This window comes from Acinetobacter sp. YH01003 (assembly GCF_013420525.1).
Taxonomy (GTDB): domain Bacteria; phylum Pseudomonadota; class Gammaproteobacteria; order Pseudomonadales; family Moraxellaceae; genus Acinetobacter; species Acinetobacter towneri.
On the sequence record NZ_VOXY01000001.1, the window covers coordinates 496,819 to 516,902 of the forward strand.

Below are 20,084 nucleotides of genomic sequence, written 5' to 3' on the forward strand. Positions count from 1 at the left end.
AATGCTTCCCAGTGGAAGCATTCTTTTCTAGCAGAAATTAGTTAATTTTCTTGAAGATAAAATCATTAATCTTATGACCTGCTTCAATTCCGCGACGTTCAAACTTAGTTTGTGGACGCCATTCAGGACGAGGGTAGCTATTGCCTTTGCCCGCCAAGTTTTCTAAACGTGGACGGTTGTCTAATACATCTAGCATCCATTCTGCATATGGTTCCCAGTCGGTTGCTGCATGGAACGTACCGCCTAACACTAATTTTTGCTCTACCAACTCCATGCGTTCATGAGCAACAAAACGGCGTTTGAAGTGACGTTTTTTCTGCCATGGGTCTGGGAAATATAACTGTACCGTATCAATGCTATTGTCTGGCATTTCACGTAGCACTTGAATTGCATCGGCATCTAAGACACGTAAGTTGCTTAAACCTGCTGTACCTGCTTCATAAACGCACTGTGCAATCCCTGGAATATGGACTTCAATCCCGACAAAGTTACGTTCAGGGTTAGCTTGCGCCATAAGTACCAAAGAACGACCCATCCCGAAACCAATTTCTACTGTAAGCGGGCGTCCAGGGTGTTCAAAATGCTGACGTAAATCGCCAACAGGATATTCCAAAATTAAGTCGCCGTATTGTTCCAAGGCGCTACGTTGTGACGTATTCAATGGTGAAGAACGGCGCATGAACGTTACAATTTCACGATGCTCGTTGAGGTTGTCCAGCTCGACAACGTGCTGGTCTAATTGATCGTTCGACATAATTTTGGCAAATCTAATGAATTCGAATGCGGTATTTTAAGTCCTGAGCCATTGAAGTCAAATTTTTTCGCTGTTTTTCGTAGCATCGCGCAAGATTGCGATAAATCTGCATCTTTTGAGTATAAAAAATGCAGAATCATCAAGATTCAGCATTTAACATCATCAACGGTATTTTAATACAGTAATTACGAATGGGCACTGTATTGATCAATTAAGGTATGACTGGCTTCATTCAATCCAATAATATGCACTTTAATCTGTTGCGCTTTAAATTTGTTCACTACGCTATTCAGCATATTTACAGAGGTAATATCCCAAATATGCGCATGCGTTAAGTCGATGGTGACATTGCTAATATCTTCTGAAAAATCAAAAAACTGATAAAACTTTTCTGAACTGCTAAAGAAAATTTGCCCTGAAATCACATATTGGCGGGTATGTTCGCCTAATAAAAATGAGCTGACTTTAACTTCACTTTCCAGTTTATTCACCAAAAATAAAGCAGAAAGCAGTACGCCAACAAAAACACCCAAAGCAAGGTTATGGGTAGCTAACACCACAATCACCACAGCTAACATGACTATATTGCTTTGTTTCGGATGCTTTTTAAAATTACGGATGGAATCCCAGTTAAAAGTCGTGAATGACACCATAATCATAATCGCAACCAAGGCTGCTATAGGAATATATGCCAACCAATCTTTGAGAAAAACCACCAAGCACAGCAAAAATACGCCTGCTGTAAGTGTAGATAGCCGTGTACGCGCCCCAGAACTGACGTTGATAATAGATTGCCCAATCATGGCACAGCCTGCCATACCGCCCATAAAGCCACTCACAATATTGGCATAACCCTGACCACGACATTCCTGATGCCGATCTGCTTCTGTGCCTGTGGCTTCATTGACAATCGTAGTGGTCATCATGGTTTCGAGTAAACCGACTGTGGCTAAGGTCATGGCATAAGGAAAAATAATAAATAAAGTTTCAAAATTCAGTGGAATGTCAGGCACTAGAAAAATAGGCAGCGTGTCGGGAAATTGTCCCAAATCGCTTACGGTACGCATATCTGCACCAAGTAATAAAGCAACCACACTCAGCACAATAATGCAGACCAAAGGCGAGGGAATGCTTTTACCAATTTTAGGAATGTATGGAAACAGATAGACTACCGCTAAACCTAATCCTACAAATAAATAGCCTAAGCCATCCATTTTCGATAATTCAGGCAGTTGCGCCACAAAAATTAAAATCGCCAAGGCATTTACAAAGCCATAAACTACCGATTGCGAAACAAAACGCATCAGTTTGGCAACTTTAAAATAGCCTGCTATAACCTGAATCAGCCCTGTGAGTACTGTTGCAGCCAATAAATATTGCAAACCATGTTCTTTGACGAGGGTAATCATCAGTAATGCCATAGCGCCTGTCGCGGCAGAAATCATGGCAGTACGCCCACCAAAAAAAGCAATCGTGACCGCAATACAGAACGATGCATATAAGCCGACTTGCGGATCGACGCCTGCTATAGCCGAAAAGGCAATTGATTCAGGAATTAATGCCAAACCTACCACTAAACCTGCCAAAACATCGGTGCGGATATTGGAAAACCATTCTTCTTTTTTCAGGCTAATCACAATCTCAATTTCATGAAACTTTAAAGGGCTGTATGTTAAAACATCTAGAGATAAAAAAGCAGGCAAAACAGACTTGAAAAAGCCTGTCTTTTGCAGGATAGTCAAAGCGTAAGGGCTTTTTAAGACATTTTCGCTTTTTTGCAATTTATAGGTTCAATCACTTGCAAGTTTGTGACAAGCGATTTACAACAGAGATAGTTATATAACAAGGATCAAATATGAAGCTTTATTATTCACCTGGCGCATGCTCTTTGGCAGCACATATTATTTTAAATGAAGTGAATGTCGATTTTGATATTGAGCGTGTAGATTTAAAAACCCATAAAACAGAAAAGGGTGCCGATTATTATGAAATTAACCCTAAAGGTTATGTACCTGCTTTAGAAATTAACCCAGGTTTAATTTTGACGGAAAACGTAGCGCTATTGCCATTTTTAGCGCAGCAAGACCCTAAACAGGATTTAATTCCGCCATCTGGTTTAGGTCGTGCTAAAGTTTTGGAATGGTTGGGTTATTTAAACTCTGAATTACATGACGCTTACGCAGTATTTTTTGGCGCGCCTTTAGATGCAGAAGCCAAAGAAAAAGCCTATGCAGAAATTGATCGCTTGTTGACTTATATTGATCAAGCGATTGCATCATCAGACCATGAATATTTGGTGGATGATAACTTTGGTCCAGCCGATGCGTATTTGTTTGTTATCACTAATTGGTCAAACTATATTGAGCATGATTTAACTCCGTATAGCCATGTGGTTGAAATCCGTAATAAAGTTGCTGCGCGTCAGTCGGTACAAATTGCTATGCGTGATGAAGGCTTGATTCCTTAATCGGCTTTTACTTGCCAGAATCAGATAATAAAAAAGACGTTGAGTTAACACTTAACGTCTTTTTATTTGAGTTGTCGGACTTGGAACAGACTCTAATGATTATTTAAAGAAATAACCCGTTTCAGGTGAGCTGGCATTCGCCATACGCTTACGTGGCATACGTCCTGCCAAATAAGCTTCACGTCCTGCTTCTACTGCTTTACGCATCGCAGATGCCATTAGCACTGGGTTTTGTGCTGCTGCAATGGCAGTATTCATCAGCACACCATCGCAACCCAATTCCATTGCAATCGCAGCATCACTGGCGGTACCTACACCTGCATCTACTAATACAGGCACTTTGGCATTTTCTTTAATAATTGAAATGGTATGCGGGTTAAGAATACCTAAGCCTGAACCAATTAAACTACCTAATGGCATAATTGCCACGCAGCCCATACTTTCCAATTCTTGCGCCACAATCGGGTCATCGGAAGTGTAGACCATGATCTCAAAACCATCGTCAATTAGCGTGCGCGCAGCTTTTAAAGTTTCGGTGATATTTGGGTAGAGGGTTTTTTCATCGCCCAAAACTTCTAGTTTGACGAGGTTGTGACCATCTAGCAATTCACGCGCCAACATGCAGGTGCGCACGGCACTGTTGGCATCAAAACAGCCTGCTGTATTTGGCAAAATGGTGTATTTTTCTGGTGGAATTACGGAAAGTAAGTTTGGCTGATCTGGATGTTGCCCAATGTTTACACGACGAATGGCAACCGTAACAATTTCTGCGCCACTGGCTTGAATCGCCAAATCTGTTTCGGTTAAATCTTTGTATTTGCCCGTACCCACCAATAAACGTGAATTAAAGGTACGTGAACCGATTTTAAAGGTATCTTGCATGGGTGCTCCGAGTTTAGCCGCCACCAACGGCATGAATAATTTCAATGCGGTCTTGATCGCAAATAGGGGTTTCGGCAAGTTTGCTTTTGGCAATAATTTTTTCGTTTTGCTCCACAGCAAAACGTTTGCCTTCTAAATCTAATGCCTGAATCAGTTGTAACAGGGTCGTGTGAGAGGTCTGTTGTGTTTCGCCATTCAGATAAATTTGCATGACCGTGAATCCATCTTCAAAATTACAAAATACAATTGAGCTTTATTTAGCATATTTCATGGCTTGCCATGCTAAGGTCAGCCAGCCCGCAATCATGAGCACACCACCAATTGGGGTAATCATGCCCAAGCCGCGTACAATGTCCAATGCCATGATATAAAGTGAACCGCAGAAAAATAAAATACCCAGTTGGATTAGAATAAAACTGGCTTTAATGGGAAGTTGTGGAATCACTTTAGCTAAGATGCCTAATGCCAAAAGTCCAAGAGCATGATAGAAAAAATAATCTGTTGCAGTTTGCCACCAATCCAATTGAACCTCAGTTGCACGGGCTTTTAAACCATGTGCACCAAATGCACCAAGTAATACCGCAACCGCTAAATTCAAGGCAGAAATTGCAATCCACATACGCAAATTGACCTATTTAATTTTGCGCTTAACCTTAGCACATTTTTAAGCTTGGGAAAATCTGAGAATTGCCTGCCCGTATGTGGGTTGTACAAATCCAAGACAATAAAAAAGGGCAGTTTGCCCAATTTTATTTTTCGATGTGTTTGTATTCATCTTGAGAGTGTCAGTTTAGTTTGATGACATTGCCACTTTAATTTTTTCCATGGCATTTTTTTCGAGCTGACGAATACGTTCTGCTGAAACATTATATTCTGCTGCCAATTCATGCAGGGTCGATTTATCATCATCTAACCAGCGACGCTGCAAAATATTACGTGAACGATCATCCAACTGCTCCATAGCTTCATGCAGAGCAGAAGTGCTTTGTTCTTCGTAGTCTTCGTTTTCGACTAAACGTGCAGGGTCGTAACGGTTATCTTCCAAATACAATGCAGGTGCAACATAAGTTGAACCTTCATCGTCATCATCGCCCTGTGCTTCAAAAGCTGCGTCATAAGCGGTTAAACGACCTTCCATTTCCAAGACTTGTTCTGCAGTTACATTTAAGTCATTGGCAATAGATTGTGCTTCTTCAAGCGTCAGTTTTTTGCTAGATTTTTTGAGACTACGCAAATTAAAGAACAATTTACGCTGTGCTTTGGTGGTGGCAATTTTAACAATACGCCAGTTACGAATAACATATTCGTGAATTTCAGCTTTAATCCAATGCACGGCAAATGACACCAAACGCACGCCCATATTCGGGTCAAAGCGTTTCACGGCTTTCATTAAGCCCAAGTTGCCTTCCTGAATTAAATCGCCCTGCGGTAAACCATAGCCCGCATAACTTCGTGCAATATGCACCACAAAACGTAAATGCGACATGACCAACATTTTGGCCGCGTCTAAATCTTGATCGTAATAATAACGCTCGGCTAACTCTTTTTCTTGTTCAGCCGTTAAAATAGGAATTTGGTTAACAGTACTAATATAAGCCCCGAGGTTTACCCCTGGTGCAGATAATGACAGGGGCATCAACTGATTGCTGCTGTCACTCATGAGATCTCCTTATAGGATTGGGTAGGTAAAATAACCGATGTCTTTATCTTAATGCCAATATTCTACTTAAATAAGTAAAATTGGTGTAGATATGTAAATCTTTATAGCAATAAGCGGCGAATATTAAGTCATTAAAACAAATGAACAATCAAATAGATGCACTTATTGCGATGATTTTGGCTTGGCAACATCAATCACATAATGAAACTCTGTTGCCGAAATCTGGCTTGCTTCACAGCCGTATTGATGTAACTGACAATAACGCGCCACATCTTGCTGGCTGTGCGGATCAGATGACTTCAATAAAAACCGTGTAGAATCTGAATGTTTAAGGGCACGTTTCAGCATCAATAAAGGCATAGGACAAGGTTGTCCCATAGCATCAATCACTATGATAGGTTGTTCAGCATCACACAGCATTGAAGTAAAATTTCGCCTTAAAAAACAGAATGATCATATTAGCAAATTCGTTCACAAATCCCAAATAAATTTCATCTGAAGCATCGGGGCTATTCATTGCGCGGCTTACTGCGCATAAGGGCAAGAGAATTGGCTTATTTTGTGAGATATTTGCAATAAAATTTATAGATCAAAATTGTGCTAAGTCACTTAACAGAAATAAAAATTTTCCATTTGTTCAAATCGTTTCAAACTGAACAAGATAAATCAAAAAAAATCTATTAATTGTCATAAACCCGTGTTAAGCTCGATGCGTATTTAGGATTTTAGATAGACAATCGTTGTTTGTCGCCCTATTACAAATGGATGTAACCGGGATTTTGTTAATAGTTATACAGAATGATTACAAGCTTAGAAATAAAAATATTTTTAAACTTTGTTTGCTCTGCTGTTTGCAACACCGGGTGGTCCTTCTTTTTAATCAATGAGGATTAACTTATGACAGCTCGTGAACAAGGCGTAGTTAAATGGTTCAACGACACTAAAGGCTTTGGCTTTATCCAACGCAATGGCGGCGACGATGTATTCGTTCACTTCCGTGCGATCCAAGGTGACGGCCACCGTTCACTTCGTGACGGCCAACGTGTTGAATTCAGCGTAGTAAAAGGCCAAAAAGGCTTCCAAGCTGAAGAAGTACAGCCATTAGACTAATCACTCGATTATTCTAAAAAAACGCTCCAATCCTGATTGGGGCGTTTTTTATTTGTATTTCTGTTTATAATAGGTCAGTTTTTTGTCTGTATAAGTTCGAGCACATATTTATGTCATCTGGTTTTGAAACCTTAAATTTACATCCGCAATTGAAACAGGCTATTGATGCTTTGGGTTTCAAGGAAATGACGCCAATTCAGCAAAAGGTTTTAAAATTTACTTTGGCTGGACATGATGCCATTGGTCGTGCGCAAACAGGTACAGGAAAAACTGCTGCCTTTTTAATTAGTGTGATCAACGATTTATTGAATAACCCAATTCAAGGACAGCGTTATCGTGGTGAACCACGTGCATTGGTTTTAGCGCCTACGCGTGAATTGGCTTTGCAAATCGAAAGTGATGCAAAAGACTTAACCAAATTTACCGACTTAAATGTGGTGACTTTGTTGGGTGGTGTAGATTTTGATAAGCAAAAGTCACAACTCAATAAAAACTTTGTCGATATTATTGTTGCGACACCAGGGCGCTTGATTGATTTTGTAGAACAAAAAGAAGTTTGGCTAGATCAGATTGAGTTTTTAGTGATTGATGAAGCAGACCGCTTGCTGGATATGGGCTTTATTCCATCGGTAAAACGTATTGTGCGTTATTCACCGCGTAAGGAACAGCGTCAGACGTTAATGTTCTCGGCAACTTTTAGTTATGATGTGTTGAACTTGGCTCAACAGTGGTTATTTGAACCTGTTACAGTCGAAATTGAACCTGAAAAGAAAACCAATGCCGATGTTGAGCAACGGGTATATATGGTTGCCAAAACCGATAAATACAAATTGCTTGAAGAAATTTTACGTGATGAGCCGATTGAAAAAGTCATGATTTTTGCCAATCGGCGTGATCAGGTGCGTAAGCTTTATGATCATTTAAAGCGTGATGGCTATAAAGTGGTGATGTTGTCAGGTGAAATTGCCCAAGACAAACGCTTAAAAATGCTGGATCAGTTTAAAAATGGCAAACATAACATCATGATTGCAACAGACGTTGCAGGGCGTGGTATTCATGTCGATGGTGTTTCGCATGTGGTGAATTTCACTTTGCCTGAACAGTCAGATGATTATGTGCACCGTATTGGTCGTACAGGTCGTGCAGGTACACGTGGTGTGAGTATTAGCTTCTTGTCGGAAGATGATGCGTTCTATTTACCAGAAATTGAAAAAGCCATTGGTCAAAAATTGCCATTAACACGTTTAGATGGTTATTGCTAATTACTCATTTAAGCTATTTTTTAGTTTAAATCCTGCTGTTCTTAGTTTAAAAGTCGCTCTCAGTGGAGCGACTTTTTTGTATTTGCTTCTTATGTCGTGCTGTAATAATTTACTTTGCCTGACATCTAAAGGTCAGCACAGTTTGATAATCATCATCACGGGCAATATCAGTATTACGTCCCGCAATTGTACCTAAAACAGTTGCTGCCGCCTGAATCATTTGTCCCGTTTGCTCATCGACTACACCTTTGAGTGCGCCGTTATAAGATGTTTTTTCATCAACCAAGACTGGAGCGGCACGAGTACCACAGGTTTTATTGGCAGCTATAATTGCATTATTTTTGGCAATAATATTACTTTTACCTAAACCTGTGACTTCATATAGGTTGTTTTCTTTTTGAATGGCAAGAGAATTATTTGGCGTGGTGGCACATGCGGTTAAAAGTGCAAAAACGGCAAGGCTAGAAAAGGCGACTATTTTTTTCATATCTACCTCGGGGCTAAAACGCTGTAGCGCGTATTGTTTGTTGATGATATTTCAATTCAAATGTGTAGAGATTGAAAATAACAATTTGATCTAGTTGAACATAATTTGGATGGTTTTAGATGTAGACACTGTATAGGCTGTGTTGATAATTCGTCATTCATTTATACACATCAAACCCAATCCATAATGTATTTTCATGCTCTTAAACTATAGATGAATGCGTCAAAGCATCATTGTTTAGATGTGCTGAGCAGGTTCATCTTAAAAGTGCAGACATATAGACCCTAATCAGAATCTTGCAAATAAGCATACGGAAATAGCGCAATTTTTTGAGTTTATGCTAATCTTAACCGAGCTTTTTGAAATAGTTATATAAGTCAATGACGGATACAGCGGTAGAAATCGTTCATCAAAATATTCATCAACGTCAGTCTACGGGGCAGTTAGTTGAACCTGCACCAAATACTGAGCAGCTAGAAATGGCTTTTCAGGCAGCTTTAACCGCACCAGATCATCATCGTTTAAAACCTACGCGCTTTGTGGTGATTACTGCCGAGCAACGTGCAGCATTTGGTGAGTTACTTTCTCAAGCCTTGGCAGACATGGGCGAAACCGATGCGGTTCAGTTGGAGCGAGTGAAACAGCATCCATTTCGTGCGCCACTTTTAGTATTGGCGTTAACACAATTTCAGGATCATCCAAAAGTGCCATGTTTTGAGCAGACTTTAAGTACAGGTGCTGCGGTACAGAACTTTTTATTGTCTTTGCAGGCGCAGGGTTTTGCCAGTATGTGGCGCAGTGGTGCAGTCGTTGAGTCAAACTTGCTGAAACAAGCTTTAAACTTAAATGCAGATGATTTAATTTCAGGCATTATTTATGTGGGAACAGCAGCCAAAGCCATTCCTGCCCGCACTGAGTTGAATACGCAAGCTTATGTTCGTTATTGGAACGCATAAGTCTTTATTTTTTAGGATATAACAATAATGTCAGAATTAAATTTTACCGATTTGGTTGAACCTGTTGCAGTAGATCGAAAAACTGCGTTACGTATTACAGTATTGGGTGGTGGCAGTTTTGGCACAGCAATGGCCAATACAGCAGTACGTAATGGCTGCGACACGATGATTTGGATTCGTGATGAAGCGACTGCCAAAGAAATTAATGAAACGCATATTAATCGACGTTATTTGCCAGATTTTCAGTTGGAGCAGGGTTTAAGAGCCGTTTCAGATTTGGAAACTGCAGTTCGTGACCGTGACATTATTTTAGTGGCTATTCCAAGTCATTCTTTCCGTGATGTGTTGCGCCAAATTAAACCTTTTATTAGCGCACAAGCAGTGGTGTCTTTAACCAAGGGTATTGAAGCCAAAACCTTTAGTTTTATGAGCGATATTATCCGTGAAGAATTGCCAGAAGTGCCGTATGGTGTATTGTCTGGCCCAAACCTTGCTAAAGAAATTGTGGCGGGGCAGCCTGCAGGTACGGTCATTGCCAGTCATTCTGAATTGGTGCGTTATGCAGTGCAGCAAGCTTTACACAGTGCATTATTCCGTGTTTTTGCCAGCGATGATGTGAATGGTGTGGAATTAGGCGGTGCGCTAAAAAATATTTATGCTGTGGCAATGGGCATGGCAGCCGCTTATAACGTGGGTGAAAATACTAAGAGTATGATTTTAACCCGCGCTTTGGCAGAAATGAGTCGTTTTGCGGTTAAGCTTGGTGCAAATCCATTGACCTTCTTAGGGTTGTCTGGTGTCGGTGACTTATTTGCAACGTGTAGCAGTCCATTGAGTCGTAACTATCAAGTGGGTTATGCATTGGGCAAAGGCAAAACTTTGGAACAAGCCACAGAAGAATTGGGGCAAACAGCCGAAGGGATTAATACCATCGTGCAAGTGCGGGCGCGCTCGAATGAATTAGATGTGTATATGCCAATCACTTGTGCGCTTTATGAAGTGATTTTTGAAGGTGCGCCGCCTATGAATATTGCACTGTCTTTAATGAAAAATGGACATCGCAGTGATGTGGAATTTGTCTTGCCGCATCATCAAGTTTAGTTTTACATCCATAAAACTGCGCCACAGTAGGTAAAAACTTGCGTGGAATATGACAGTTTGGTGAACTGAATTGTCATATTCTCAGGTTATACTGAGCGCATAATTTGAGTTAAATTGACACAACTTAATGTGTATCATCCTATAAGGAAATTCTATGCAACTGACTCTTGTTCGTCATGGTGAAGCCGCTCCTGCGATTATGGGCAATGATCATCAGCGTCCATTGACTGAGCGTGGTCATATACAAGCACAAGAAACGGCAGATTATTTAAAAAATATCGTTCAGCCCGATGTGTTTGTAGTCAGTCCTTTACTGCGTGCACAAGAAACTTTGGCACATTTGCAGCAATATTTTAAAGATGTGCCTGTGGTGGTCTGCAATACCATTAAACCTGAAGATGATGCAAAAGTTGCTGTGGAATGGTTGTCACAATTGCCGTATGAGTCAATTGCAGTGGTGTGTCACATGAATGTAGTGGCGCACATGGCAGAGATTTTGACTTCAGAATCATTCCATCCCTATCATTTGGCAGAAGCACGGATTTATGAGCAGGCAGTAATTGCTGCGGGGCTTTCAACCCAAATCAAAAGTTTTATTCCAAACGCATAAAATAAATGTATAAAGTTAAATATAATTCAACGGTAGAACGATAATAATGCTGTATTTATGGATGCCAGAAGCCAATGGGGTTTGGCAATGGTCAAATGAGGAATACTGGACAGAGGCAGATAGTCTTGATGCCTTGATTCAGGCATTGCAGGCTTTTCAAGGAAAAGATGCTGTGGTGTTTTTCCCAAGCCGTGATGTGCAAATCATGCAACAAACTTTGCCTAAAGCTCAATATAAACAATTGGGTACCGATGGCGTGAAGTATTTATTAGAAGAATATACCGTATTGCCAATTGATGCGATGCAGGTGGTTCATCATTTTCAGCCACCTGAGCAAATAACCGTGCTGGGAGTTGCCAAGCATAGTATTGAAACCTATTTGCATGTATTAAGTTTGTTGCCAGTTAAAATCAGTGCATTGTTACCTGATTTTTTAATTTTGCCGCAACCTGAACCAGGGCAAACGGTGATTGGAAATATTTGCGGACGCTTGTTGGTACGTGAAAGTGAATTTTTAGGTTATTCAGTTGATGATCTGGCACTTTATCTAGATTATCAAACTGCAGAACGAAACTATAAAATCACCAACTTTAGTGCAGAACAAATGCAAAGTATTGAAGCATTTGCAACACAAGAACAATTAGAAAGCTTTCATTATGTAGTACCTGCATTAGTGAAAGCCAAACAGCATCCATTCAATATGCTGCCAAAATCCAAGCAAGACACGGGTGTTTCAGGTTATTGGAAAGCCTGTGCAGCAGTATTTCTTGGGATTTTAATTGTACAGTTTAGCTATGATGCACTGCGTTGGAGCAAACTTAAAAAAGTAGCAGATCAAACAGCGGTTCAAGCCATAGAACAATATCAATATTGGTTTGGTGCAAATAGTCGTATTACCGAACAAAATATTCAAAGCCAGTTTGAAAGTCAGGTACGCATGAGTAAAAATGCAGATACTCAAGCGCTGCAATTGCTCAGTCGTGTTGGCCCTGTGTTGATGCAAAATCAAATTGTGGCCAATCGTGTGAGTTTTGATGCCAATATGTTGAACATGGAATTGAATGCCAACTCGGCAGCGACCTTACAAGCGCTCACTCAGCAATTGAATCAGCAGGGTTTTAAGGTCGAGCTGGGTAATATTCAGCCGAGCGCGTCAGGTGCAGTAGGATTGGTGAAAATACAATAATGAAAGCCATGGAAAAAATGTCAACTTGGTTCGATCAACGTATTGAACTGATACAAGATTATCTAGATCGTTTAAATACACGTGAACGTGTTTTGGTGGTATTTACCACAATCTTTGTGATCGTTGCTGCTGTGGGTTCTGCGTTGTGGTATATGCATGCCGCAGCCGAAAAACAGCAAAAACGGGTAAATGACCTTAAAGATTTGGTGGTGGTGATGCAAAGTCATGCAGTCACCATGAAACCTGCCAATGATGCACAACTCAGTGCAGCCGATAAAATTCAGCGTGTGGCTCAGCAACAGGGTTTATCGGTTGCTTCGCAGCAAAGTGGTGACAAGATGCTACTGGTGGCGAGTCATGCCAATTATGCTGTGTTGGCAAATTTTTTAACCCAATTGGCGCAAATGGGTTTAAGTATCGAAAAAATGGAATTAATTTCTGAAGCAGGGCAGATTAAATTAACAGCGACAGTCCAGTAAAGGTTAAAAATAAAGTCCGAAACTCGGAAAATAAACCCATGTCAAGCATAGCGTTTTGACTGGGCTAAGCCTATAATATGGCGACTTAGAAAGCAGTAGACTTTTGCAGATATGTTGTATTCTCTAGCCCGCCCGTTGTTATTTTCTTTAGCACCAGAGCGTGCACATGAGCTGACACTATCACTATTGAAATCGAGCCATAAAATGGGCTTGATGCGTCAAAAGACTGTAGCGAAACCTGTGACTTGTATGGGAATTGAATTCCCTAATCCAGTAGGTTTGGCAGCAGGTCTAGACAAAAATGGTGCATATATTGATGCCTTGGCTGGTTTAGGCTTTGGGTTTATTGAAATTGGCACCATTACGCCACGTCCTCAAGCGGGCAATCCGCATCCACGTTTATTCCGTATTCCACAGGCCAAAGCCATTATTAACCGTATGGGTTTTAATAATGATGGGGTCGATCAGCTGATTGAAAACGTCAAAGCGGCAAAATTTAAAGGTATTTTAGGGATTAATATTGGTAAAAATGCCGATACGCCTGTTGAAAATGCGGTAGATGATTATCTGATTTGTCTAGAAAAAGTCTATAACTATGCCTCTTATATTACTGTAAATATTTCATCACCCAATACCAAAAATTTGCGCAGTTTGCAAAGTGGTGATGCGCTGACTGAATTATTGCAAACCCTCAAACAGCGTCAGTTGGAGTTGGCAGAAGAACATCAACATTATGTGCCGTTGGTCTTAAAAGTTGCTCCAGATTTAGACCCTGAAGATATTCAGTTTATTGCCAAGCAATTATTGCAATTCAAAATTGATGGCCTGATTGTGACCAATACCACTTTGTCGCGTGAAGGCGTAGAAAACTTGCCGCATGGCGATGAAGCTGGTGGTTTATCGGGCGCGCCTGTGTTTGAAAAAAGTACTGCATGTTTGGCAGCATTTTCAGCAGCACTGAAAGGTGAAATTCCTTTAATTGGTGTCGGTGGCATTTTGTCGGGCGAACAAGCGGTTGCCAAAAAAAATGCAGGTGCAAGCTTGGTTCAGGTGTATAGTGGTTTAATCTATGCAGGTCCTGAGTTGGTTCAAGATTGTGTGAACGCCTTATAACTTATGAATACCATTGATATCGTTATTCTGATTCTCTTGCTTATTGGAGGGTTGAACGGTTTGCGACAAGGATTTATTAAAGCCTTTGCGAACTTGGTAGGATGGATTTTTGCCCTAATTGTTGCGGCAAAATATGCAGTTGTCCTAGCACCTTCGATGACAGCACTCAGTAGCGATCCTGTGGTACAAAAAATTGCAGCCTTTGCATTTATTGTCTTGGTGATTGTGGTACTGACCTGGATTGTAACCGCTGTTTTAAATGGTGTTTTAAAGAGCTTGAAACTTGGCCCATTAAATCGTTTGGCAGGCGGTGCATTTGGTACCTTGAAAGGCTTACTCATTGTTCTTATTACCATTCAAGGCATTGGTCCTTGGGTCGAAAGCTCGCCTTATTGGAAACAGTCTAAATTTGTGCAAACTTTATTGCCGTATGCACCGTGGGCAACAGAACTGTCCAAAGACGCTGCCAATGAGGCTTTACAGCACATCAAGTCGAAAGATGCCGCGCCATCTTCCGACATCGCATCTGACGCAAAAGAAAATCGCTCTGGCGCAGATGGCTCAACGAATAATCCTTTTTATTAATCCCTAGCTGGTCTGCGAGGTTGCTATGTGTGGAGTTGTTGGTATAGCTGGTAAATCACCTGTTAACCAAATGTTGTTTGATGCATTAACGATGTTACAACATCGTGGACAGGATGCAGCTGGGATCGTAACTTGCCACAATGGGCGTTTGTTCTTGCGTAAAGATAACGGTATGGTGCGTGATGTATTCCATACGCGTCACATGCGTGCGTTGCAAGGTAATTATGGTATTGGGCATGTGCGTTATCCAACTGCAGGTTCATCAAGCAGTGCTGAAGCGCAGCCATTTTATGTGAACTCGCCGTACGGGATTACTTTGGCACACAATGGCAATTTGACCAATGCCGAAGAAATTCACGAAGATCTGTTTAAAACAGATTTACGTCACATGAACACCGATTCTGACTCGGAAGTGTTATTGAACGTATTTGCACATGAGTTGCAAAAACGTGGCAAATTAAATCCAACGCCTGAAGATATTTTTCATGTGATCAGCCGTGTGCATGAGCGCTGCAAGGGTGCTTATGGCGTTGTCGCAATGATTACAGGTCAAGGCTTGGTTGGCTTCCGTGATCCAAATGGTATCCGTCCATTGATTTACGGTTCACGTGAAACTGAACAGGGCATGGAATATATTATTGCATCAGAATCTGTGGCAATTACTGCACTTGGCTTTAAAGTTGAACGTGATATTGCGCCGGGTGAAGCGATCTTTATTAATGACGCAGGTGAATTATTTACCCAGCAATGTGCCGCTAAACCTGAATATCGCCCATGTATTTTTGAGTATGTATATTTTGCTCGTCCAGATGCGACCATTGATGGTATTTCAGTGTATAAAGCGCGTTTGAAAATGGGTGAAAAACTGGCGCATAAAATTACCCAAGAGTGGGGCGAGCAACACGATATTGATGTCGTTATTCCAATTCCAGATACATCACGTACATCAGCTTTAGAATTGGCAAATACTTTAGGGGTTAAATTCCGTGAAGGTTTTATGAAAAACCGCTATATCGGACGTACCTTTATTATGCCAGGTCAGCAATTGCGTAAAAAATCAGTGCGCCAAAAACTGAACCCTGTAGAGCTTGAGTTTAAAGGCAAAAATGTACTGTTGGTGGATGACTCGATTGTCCGTGGTACGACCTGTAACGAAATTATTCAAATGGCACGTGATGCTGGGGCGAAAAAAGTATTCTTTGCTTCTGCAGCGCCAATGGTGAAATATCCAAACGTGTATGGTATTGATATGCCAGCCAAAGATGAATTAATCGCGTCTAACCGTAATGTCGAAGAAATTCGTGAAATTATTGGTGCAGACCGTTTAATTTTCCAAGATTTAGAAGATTTAAAACAAGCCGTTCGTACCCATAAAGTACCGCATTTAACTGAATTCGATTGTTCAGTATTTGATGGCGTGTATGTAGCTGGCGGAATTGACGAAGCTTATCTGAATGATCTTGAGCAAAAGCGCAACGACTTGGCTAAAAAAGGCAAAGATGGTTATATTGATGTCAATATTGATGCCGCGTCAGTAGACTTAACTGGTGTAAAAGAGAGTTAATTTTTTTTCTGATCAGCTCAGTGAGAAAAGCGGGAAATTCCCGCTTTTTTCATTTATGATGGTGGCTCAAATACAATGTAATTCAGGATGTTTACATTGAGGTCTGTGAGTAGTTACTTGATTAAAAACAAAAATATGATTTGGTCTGCAATTTTATGTTTGGTTGCAGTCGCTTTGACCCTGTTTATCTTAAACACAGTTTTGGGTCTGTTGGTCTATTATGTCGATTCAAGCCAATCCATCTATTGGCACAGTCTAAGCCCATACTGGATTACGGTCTTGGTGCTGATTATGACAGTATCCGTCATTTTGGAATTTTACGTTTTTCGCTCAGGTGGTCATTCTTTGGCAAAACAATTGGGTGCGCGTCGTTTAACCCAGTTCGAAAGTACCCCAGAAGAAAGTACCGCACTTAAACTGACCGAACAATTGGCCGATACCTTTCAAATCCCAGCGCCTACTGTATATGTATTGCCCGATGAAATTGGGGTAAATGCCCTCACTGCAGGCTTTAGTCATAAAGATATTGTGATTATTTTGACTTGGGGTGCTTTGCAAAACTTGGATGAGCAAGAGCTTTATGGACTACTCAGCCATGAGTTTAACCATATTTTAAGTGGTGAAACCATTGATAATACCAAGCTTAAAATCCTCTACAGTAGCCTAACCACGTTTAGTAAGTGGGGCAGTAGCATCGCCAAACTTGGCTTTGGACAACATCGTGATGCACCGCCACATAAGTTAGCGACTTTTTTTGTTGCTGTAGGTGGTGGTATCTGGTTGTTTGGTAGCTTGGGCGTGTTGATTACCCGCTTAATTAAATATATTAGTCTAAGCGGACGTACCTTTAAAAATGATTTAAAAACCAAACGTTTGATTCAAAATAATGCCAATATTCAAACTTTGCTGCGAATTTATGTGCATCATGCAGGGTCGCAAATTCATAGTGAATATTCAGAATCTATTTCCCACATGTGCTTTGCTAACTCGCTCAGTCCGCAAAGCTGGATGAATATTCATCCAAGTATTGAAGCCCGTATTTTTGAGCTTGATCCAACCTTGGTGCAAGACTTACAACTCGAAAATTTGAAGCGTTTACGCAATCAGCCTTTGTTTAGCCTATTTCGCTCGTTAGAAGAAATGAATGCTGAATATTATGCGCCGTGGAGCTCGCCGCAACCTTTGCCTTTGCTGCGCTTGTCGCCGATTAGCTTTGCAATTAATGATGCAATTAAGCCACTCAAGCCTGAAATTCGCAATAACATGCCGCGTCCAGAGCTAATTCAGCGTGCCTTACAAACGGCAACGGGTTCGCGTGAGGTGATTGTCGCTATTTTGATGATTCGCCAATATCGTGAATTTATTCCTGCTGAAGCAGAAGTGAGTCGTGCAATTGTAGATGCTTTATTACATTTGGATGGGCGAGTACATATCTCGATTTTCCATGAAGCGTGTAAAAATATTGGTGGTATGCCGCTGAGTATCGCACGGCAGTTTCTAACCAAATTGGCAAAAATCATTCAGGAAGATGGCGAGATTGGTTTGTTGGATGCCTTGCTGCTTGAACGTATTAAGTTTGAATTGAACTTGCTGCCTTTACATACACCTGCAGCGTTACACGAAGTTAAACCGCAAATTGTACGTTTAATCGATGCTTTATTGCATGTGCAGCAAATTAATAGTGTTAATCAGTTAGATGTACGTGAACGTATTTTAGAACGTGTTTTAACTGCAGATGAATTGATTGATTATGAAGAAATTTCAGATGAACCGATTGATTTATCAGAAATTTTAAATGATATGGCAGGTTTGCTGCTGCGTGATCGTCTGATGGTGTTAGGCATTGCTGAAATTTGTTTGTGGAATGACCGTATTATCACCCAAGATGAATTGGATGTTTTGGAGTTGCTCTATTGGCGTTTAGGTTTTAAAACCGAAGAAATTGTCGAGCAAATGCAAAAACAAAACAGTTTGATGATTGTGTGACACTGATTGACTAGGTGTGTTTAAAGCAGATTTTGAAAAAATACGAATAGGTCAGATTGGGTGAAAGAAAGCACAGCATTGTGCAGCCTTTCTAGGTAGAATAGGTGCTATCTTGCATGTTGTTCTGTGATAAATACGTGCAGCGAAAAATTAGATGGGTGATGATAAACATGATGGGGCATCAGCGTGACATTTTAGCCAGTTTGGGAATCGATATTTGGGTTTCCAGAATGGCTGTGTCTCAAACTTTGCCACAATCATCGGTTTGGCGCGACCAAGCTGCACCTGAAATACACAGCGAAATTATTGTTCCTGCTGCAGTACCTCAACAATTAAAACAACAACAGCCGATTATTCACGAAAAGCCTAAGCAAGAACCATCTCCGCAACATACGACAGTTGAAGCGGCCGCGCCAGAAGTTGTTCCTGAAGCGCGTGTCATGCTGCAAATTGAAGCATTTAGTATTGAAGCTTTGCAGTTGCCACATTGTGTCATTTTGGTAGAAAGCACTACCTTGAGTCAGGAACAGCAACAATTGTGGCGTAATATTCAACATGCGCTACAGGCCGAATATCACGTATTGCAATGGCCTTTTGCTTTAGAAGTATTACAAGACGGCATCGGGGTAGAAAATTATGTGCAAGGTTTTGTTGATGTCTTGAGCACAGATAAAAACATGCTGATTTTAGGTCAATTACCACATTTTAAATCTGAACAATGTTTGCATTTAGCCAGCTTGCAAGAGATGTTAGATCAACCGCTGTTGAAAAAAAGTCTGTGGGATGCGATACAAATCACATCGTTACAGCCTAAAGCCTAAGTCAATTCAGATATTTAAAACTCTACATATACAAGCAATTGTAGATACGAAACAGGGATAATCATGCGTAAAAAAGTGGTAGTGTTTAGTCAAATTGATGCAGAAATTTTAAGTAAGCTAGAGCAAGATTATCAGGTGGTGCAGGTCAGCCCGAAGTTGGGTGACGTGAATCAACAGTTGCTTGAGCATGTGCAAGATGCGGATGGCATGATTGGTGCAGGGCGCTTGCTTAATCAAAGCAACTTGCATACTGCGACTAAACTCAAAGTGATTTCGAGTGTAAGTGTCGGTTACGACAACTATGATGTAGATTATTTAACCCAACAAAAGATTAGTCTTTGCCATACACCGCATGTCTTGACTGAAACCACAGCAGATTTAGCCTTTACTTTATTGATGAGTGCAGCACGACAAGTGCCATATTTAGATCGGTGGACTAAACAAGGGCAATGGAAACGTACCGTGGGTGCAGCACAGTTTGGACAGGATATTTATGGTAAAACCATTGGTATTGTAGGTTTGGGGCATATTGGTGCGGCTATCGCACGGCGTGCATTTCATGGTTTTAATATGAATGTGGTGTACCACAATCGTCGTGAAAAAATGGAAGTGGCGCAGGCATTCAATGCGGAATATTTAAGTCTGGATGAATTGCTGCAACAGTCTGATTTTGTGGTGCTGGCAGTCGATTTAAATGCAGACTCTAAAGCCTTAATTGGTCAGCGTGAACTTGATTTAATGCAGTCACATGCAATTTTGGTCAATATTTCGCGTGGTTCAGTCATTGATGAGCAGGCACTTATTCAGACTTTAGAAGCAGGCAAAATTTTTGCCGCGGCTTTGGATGTCTATGACAAAGAACCACTGCAAGAATCGCCATTATTTGAGTTAGATAATGTCGTGACTTTGCCACATATTGGTTCGGCAACCGCAGCAACTCGAAAAAAAATGGCAAATTTGGCCTATAAAAATTTGGTTGATGCGTTGGAAGGGCGTTGTCCGCAATATGTGGTCAATCCTGCATGCTATACGCTTTAAAGTTAAAGATGATTTGGTAAAAA

At 40.8% G+C, this 20,084-nt stretch carries 22 protein-coding genes; 14 read left to right on the forward strand and 8 right to left on the reverse strand.

Translation table 11 applies throughout. The annotated features are described in order from the left end of the window. Positions 1 to 37: 37 nt before the first annotated feature. Positions 38 to 754: a tRNA (guanosine(46)-N7)-methyltransferase TrmB gene (trmB, locus tag FTT70_RS02385; RefSeq protein ID WP_167845932.1), complete on the reverse strand. Its 717-nt coding sequence runs from the start codon at positions 752 to 754 to the stop codon at positions 38 to 40. Between the two features lie 185 nt (positions 755 to 939). After that, a complete protein-coding gene (locus tag FTT70_RS02390; protein ID WP_096902541.1) occupies positions 940 to 2,391 on the reverse strand; it encodes a SulP family inorganic anion transporter in 1,452 nt (483 codons plus the stop codon). Positions 2,392 to 2,609: 218 nt separating this feature from the next. Between FTT70_RS02390 and FTT70_RS02395 the strand changes: the two genes are divergently transcribed. Then, complete coding sequence (locus tag FTT70_RS02395; RefSeq protein ID WP_096902535.1) at positions 2,610 to 3,221, forward strand: glutathione binding-like protein; 612 nt, start codon at positions 2,610 to 2,612, stop codon at positions 3,219 to 3,221. Positions 3,222 to 3,320: 99 nt separating this feature from the next. Here the strand turns inward: FTT70_RS02395 and FTT70_RS02400 are convergent, their stop codons facing one another. The 5 genes from FTT70_RS02400 to FTT70_RS02420 form a co-directional block, all read right to left on the reverse strand. Beyond that, complete coding sequence (locus tag FTT70_RS02400) at positions 3,321 to 4,103, reverse strand: thiazole synthase (RefSeq protein ID WP_004971502.1); 783 nt, start codon at positions 4,101 to 4,103, stop codon at positions 3,321 to 3,323. A 13-nt stretch (positions 4,104 to 4,116) separates the two neighbouring features. Next, the gene (thiS, locus tag FTT70_RS02405) at positions 4,117 to 4,314 is read right to left on the reverse strand and encodes a sulfur carrier protein ThiS (RefSeq protein WP_104851805.1); all 198 of its coding nucleotides are present in this window, start codon (positions 4,312 to 4,314) and stop codon (positions 4,117 to 4,119) included. Between the two features lie 42 nt (positions 4,315 to 4,356). Further along, positions 4,357 to 4,722: a DUF423 domain-containing protein gene (locus FTT70_RS02410; RefSeq protein ID WP_178318505.1), complete on the reverse strand. Its 366-nt coding sequence runs from the start codon at positions 4,720 to 4,722 to the stop codon at positions 4,357 to 4,359. A gap of 171 nt (positions 4,723 to 4,893) precedes the next feature. Next, positions 4,894 to 5,763: an RNA polymerase sigma factor RpoH gene (gene rpoH / locus FTT70_RS02415; protein WP_004971496.1), complete on the reverse strand. Its 870-nt coding sequence runs from the start codon at positions 5,761 to 5,763 to the stop codon at positions 4,894 to 4,896. A 162-nt stretch (positions 5,764 to 5,925) separates the two neighbouring features. Next, positions 5,926 to 6,183, reverse strand: a complete 258-nt coding sequence (locus FTT70_RS02420; protein ID WP_180168235.1) for a sulfurtransferase TusA family protein — start codon at positions 6,181 to 6,183, stop codon at positions 5,926 to 5,928. A gap of 477 nt (positions 6,184 to 6,660) precedes the next feature. Here FTT70_RS02420 and FTT70_RS02425 point away from each other — a divergent pair, with 477 nt between their 5' ends. Then, a complete protein-coding gene (locus FTT70_RS02425) occupies positions 6,661 to 6,873 on the forward strand; it encodes a cold-shock protein (protein ID WP_004648643.1) in 213 nt (70 codons plus the stop codon). Positions 6,874 to 6,983: 110 nt separating this feature from the next. Next, entirely contained in the window at positions 6,984 to 8,135 is a 1,152-nt protein-coding gene (gene rhlB, locus FTT70_RS02430) for an ATP-dependent RNA helicase RhlB (protein WP_004971493.1), read from the forward strand. A gap of 109 nt (positions 8,136 to 8,244) precedes the next feature. Here rhlB and FTT70_RS02435 read toward each other — a convergent pair whose 3' ends face one another. Then, positions 8,245 to 8,622 carry a hypothetical protein gene (locus tag FTT70_RS02435; RefSeq protein ID WP_180168236.1) on the reverse strand — a complete coding sequence of 126 codons (378 nt, stop codon included), beginning with the start codon at positions 8,620 to 8,622 and terminating at the stop codon, positions 8,245 to 8,247. A 380-nt stretch (positions 8,623 to 9,002) separates the two neighbouring features. Here FTT70_RS02435 and FTT70_RS02440 point away from each other — a divergent pair, with 380 nt between their 5' ends. From FTT70_RS02440 to FTT70_RS02490, 11 genes are all read left to right on the forward strand, one after another. Continuing rightward, entirely contained in the window at positions 9,003 to 9,578 is a 576-nt protein-coding gene (locus tag FTT70_RS02440) for a nitroreductase (RefSeq protein WP_104851808.1), read from the forward strand. 27 nt (positions 9,579 to 9,605) lie between these two features. Next, entirely contained in the window at positions 9,606 to 10,679 is a 1,074-nt protein-coding gene (locus FTT70_RS02445; protein WP_178318507.1) for an NAD(P)H-dependent glycerol-3-phosphate dehydrogenase, read from the forward strand. Between the two features lie 154 nt (positions 10,680 to 10,833). Next, complete coding sequence (locus tag FTT70_RS02450; RefSeq protein ID WP_180168237.1) at positions 10,834 to 11,289, forward strand: histidine phosphatase family protein; 456 nt, start codon at positions 10,834 to 10,836, stop codon at positions 11,287 to 11,289. A gap of 46 nt (positions 11,290 to 11,335) precedes the next feature. Next, a complete protein-coding gene (gene gspL, locus FTT70_RS02455) occupies positions 11,336 to 12,475 on the forward strand; it encodes a type II secretion system protein GspL (protein WP_154320851.1) in 1,140 nt (379 codons plus the stop codon). Then, positions 12,475 to 12,954, forward strand: coding sequence for a type II secretion system protein GspM (gene gspM, locus FTT70_RS02460; protein WP_096902527.1), 480 nt, complete (start codon positions 12,475 to 12,477; stop codon positions 12,952 to 12,954). Before gspL ends, gspM begins: the two co-directional genes overlap by 1 nt. Positions 12,955 to 13,065: 111 nt before the next feature. Beyond that, complete coding sequence (locus FTT70_RS02465; protein WP_004971477.1) at positions 13,066 to 14,067, forward strand: quinone-dependent dihydroorotate dehydrogenase; 1,002 nt, start codon at positions 13,066 to 13,068, stop codon at positions 14,065 to 14,067. 3 nt (positions 14,068 to 14,070) lie between these two features. Next, on the forward strand, positions 14,071 to 14,652 hold the full coding sequence (locus tag FTT70_RS02470; protein WP_004971476.1) for a CvpA family protein: 582 nt from the start codon (positions 14,071 to 14,073) through the stop codon (positions 14,650 to 14,652). A gap of 25 nt (positions 14,653 to 14,677) precedes the next feature. Then, on the forward strand, positions 14,678 to 16,216 hold the full coding sequence (gene purF / locus FTT70_RS02475; protein ID WP_004971473.1) for an amidophosphoribosyltransferase: 1,539 nt from the start codon (positions 14,678 to 14,680) through the stop codon (positions 16,214 to 16,216). Positions 16,217 to 16,312: 96 nt separating this feature from the next. Beyond that, positions 16,313 to 18,202 (forward strand): M48 family metalloprotease, encoded by a 1,890-nt coding sequence (locus FTT70_RS02480; protein ID WP_004971472.1) that lies wholly within the window; start codon positions 16,313 to 16,315, stop codon positions 18,200 to 18,202. Between the two features lie 170 nt (positions 18,203 to 18,372). Then, on the forward strand, positions 18,373 to 19,023 hold the full coding sequence (locus tag FTT70_RS02485; RefSeq protein WP_004971470.1) for a hypothetical protein: 651 nt from the start codon (positions 18,373 to 18,375) through the stop codon (positions 19,021 to 19,023). A gap of 63 nt (positions 19,024 to 19,086) precedes the next feature. After that, positions 19,087 to 20,061 carry a D-glycerate dehydrogenase gene (locus FTT70_RS02490; protein ID WP_180168238.1) on the forward strand — a complete coding sequence of 325 codons (975 nt, stop codon included), beginning with the start codon at positions 19,087 to 19,089 and terminating at the stop codon, positions 20,059 to 20,061. Positions 20,062 to 20,084: the final 23 nt, after the last annotated feature.

What these genes read in the sequence shown, in the direction of transcription:
- FTT70_RS02465 (WP_004971477.1), top strand. Translation starts at nt 13,066, where the DNA reads ATGTTGTATTCTCTAGCCCGCCCGTTGTTATTTTCTTTAGCACCAGAG.
- FTT70_RS02440 (WP_104851808.1), top strand. Translation starts at nt 9,003, where the DNA reads ATGACGGATACAGCGGTAGAAATCGTTCATCAAAATATTCATCAACGT.
- FTT70_RS02400 (WP_004971502.1), bottom strand. Translation starts at nt 4,103, where the DNA reads ATGCAAGATACCTTTAAAATCGGTTCACGTACCTTTAATTCACGTTTA.
- rpoH (WP_004971496.1), bottom strand. Translation starts at nt 5,763, where the DNA reads ATGAGTGACAGCAGCAATCAGTTGATGCCCCTGTCATTATCTGCACCA.
- FTT70_RS02425 (WP_004648643.1), top strand. Translation starts at nt 6,661, where the DNA reads ATGACAGCTCGTGAACAAGGCGTAGTTAAATGGTTCAACGACACTAAA.
- FTT70_RS02445 (WP_178318507.1), top strand. Translation starts at nt 9,606, where the DNA reads ATGTCAGAATTAAATTTTACCGATTTGGTTGAACCTGTTGCAGTAGAT.
- gspL (WP_154320851.1), top strand. Translation starts at nt 11,336, where the DNA reads ATGCTGTATTTATGGATGCCAGAAGCCAATGGGGTTTGGCAATGGTCA.
- gspM (WP_096902527.1), top strand. Translation starts at nt 12,475, where the DNA reads ATGAAAGCCATGGAAAAAATGTCAACTTGGTTCGATCAACGTATTGAA.
- FTT70_RS02435 (WP_180168236.1), bottom strand. Translation starts at nt 8,622, where the DNA reads ATGAAAAAAATAGTCGCCTTTTCTAGCCTTGCCGTTTTTGCACTTTTA.
- FTT70_RS02395 (WP_096902535.1), top strand. Translation starts at nt 2,610, where the DNA reads ATGAAGCTTTATTATTCACCTGGCGCATGCTCTTTGGCAGCACATATT.
- purF (WP_004971473.1), top strand. Translation starts at nt 14,678, where the DNA reads ATGTGTGGAGTTGTTGGTATAGCTGGTAAATCACCTGTTAACCAAATG.
- FTT70_RS02485 (WP_004971470.1), top strand. Translation starts at nt 18,373, where the DNA reads ATGATGGGGCATCAGCGTGACATTTTAGCCAGTTTGGGAATCGATATT.
- FTT70_RS02410 (WP_178318505.1), bottom strand. Translation starts at nt 4,722, where the DNA reads ATGTGGATTGCAATTTCTGCCTTGAATTTAGCGGTTGCGGTATTACTT.
- FTT70_RS02490 (WP_180168238.1), top strand. Translation starts at nt 19,087, where the DNA reads ATGCGTAAAAAAGTGGTAGTGTTTAGTCAAATTGATGCAGAAATTTTA.
- FTT70_RS02470 (WP_004971476.1), top strand. Translation starts at nt 14,071, where the DNA reads ATGAATACCATTGATATCGTTATTCTGATTCTCTTGCTTATTGGAGGG.
- FTT70_RS02420 (WP_180168235.1), bottom strand. Translation starts at nt 6,183, where the DNA reads ATGCTGTGTGATGCTGAACAACCTATCATAGTGATTGATGCTATGGGA.
- rhlB (WP_004971493.1), top strand. Translation starts at nt 6,984, where the DNA reads ATGTCATCTGGTTTTGAAACCTTAAATTTACATCCGCAATTGAAACAG.
- FTT70_RS02450 (WP_180168237.1), top strand. Translation starts at nt 10,834, where the DNA reads ATGCAACTGACTCTTGTTCGTCATGGTGAAGCCGCTCCTGCGATTATG.
- trmB (WP_167845932.1), bottom strand. Translation starts at nt 754, where the DNA reads ATGTCGAACGATCAATTAGACCAGCACGTTGTCGAGCTGGACAACCTC.
- thiS (WP_104851805.1), bottom strand. Translation starts at nt 4,314, where the DNA reads ATGCAAATTTATCTGAATGGCGAAACACAACAGACCTCTCACACGACC.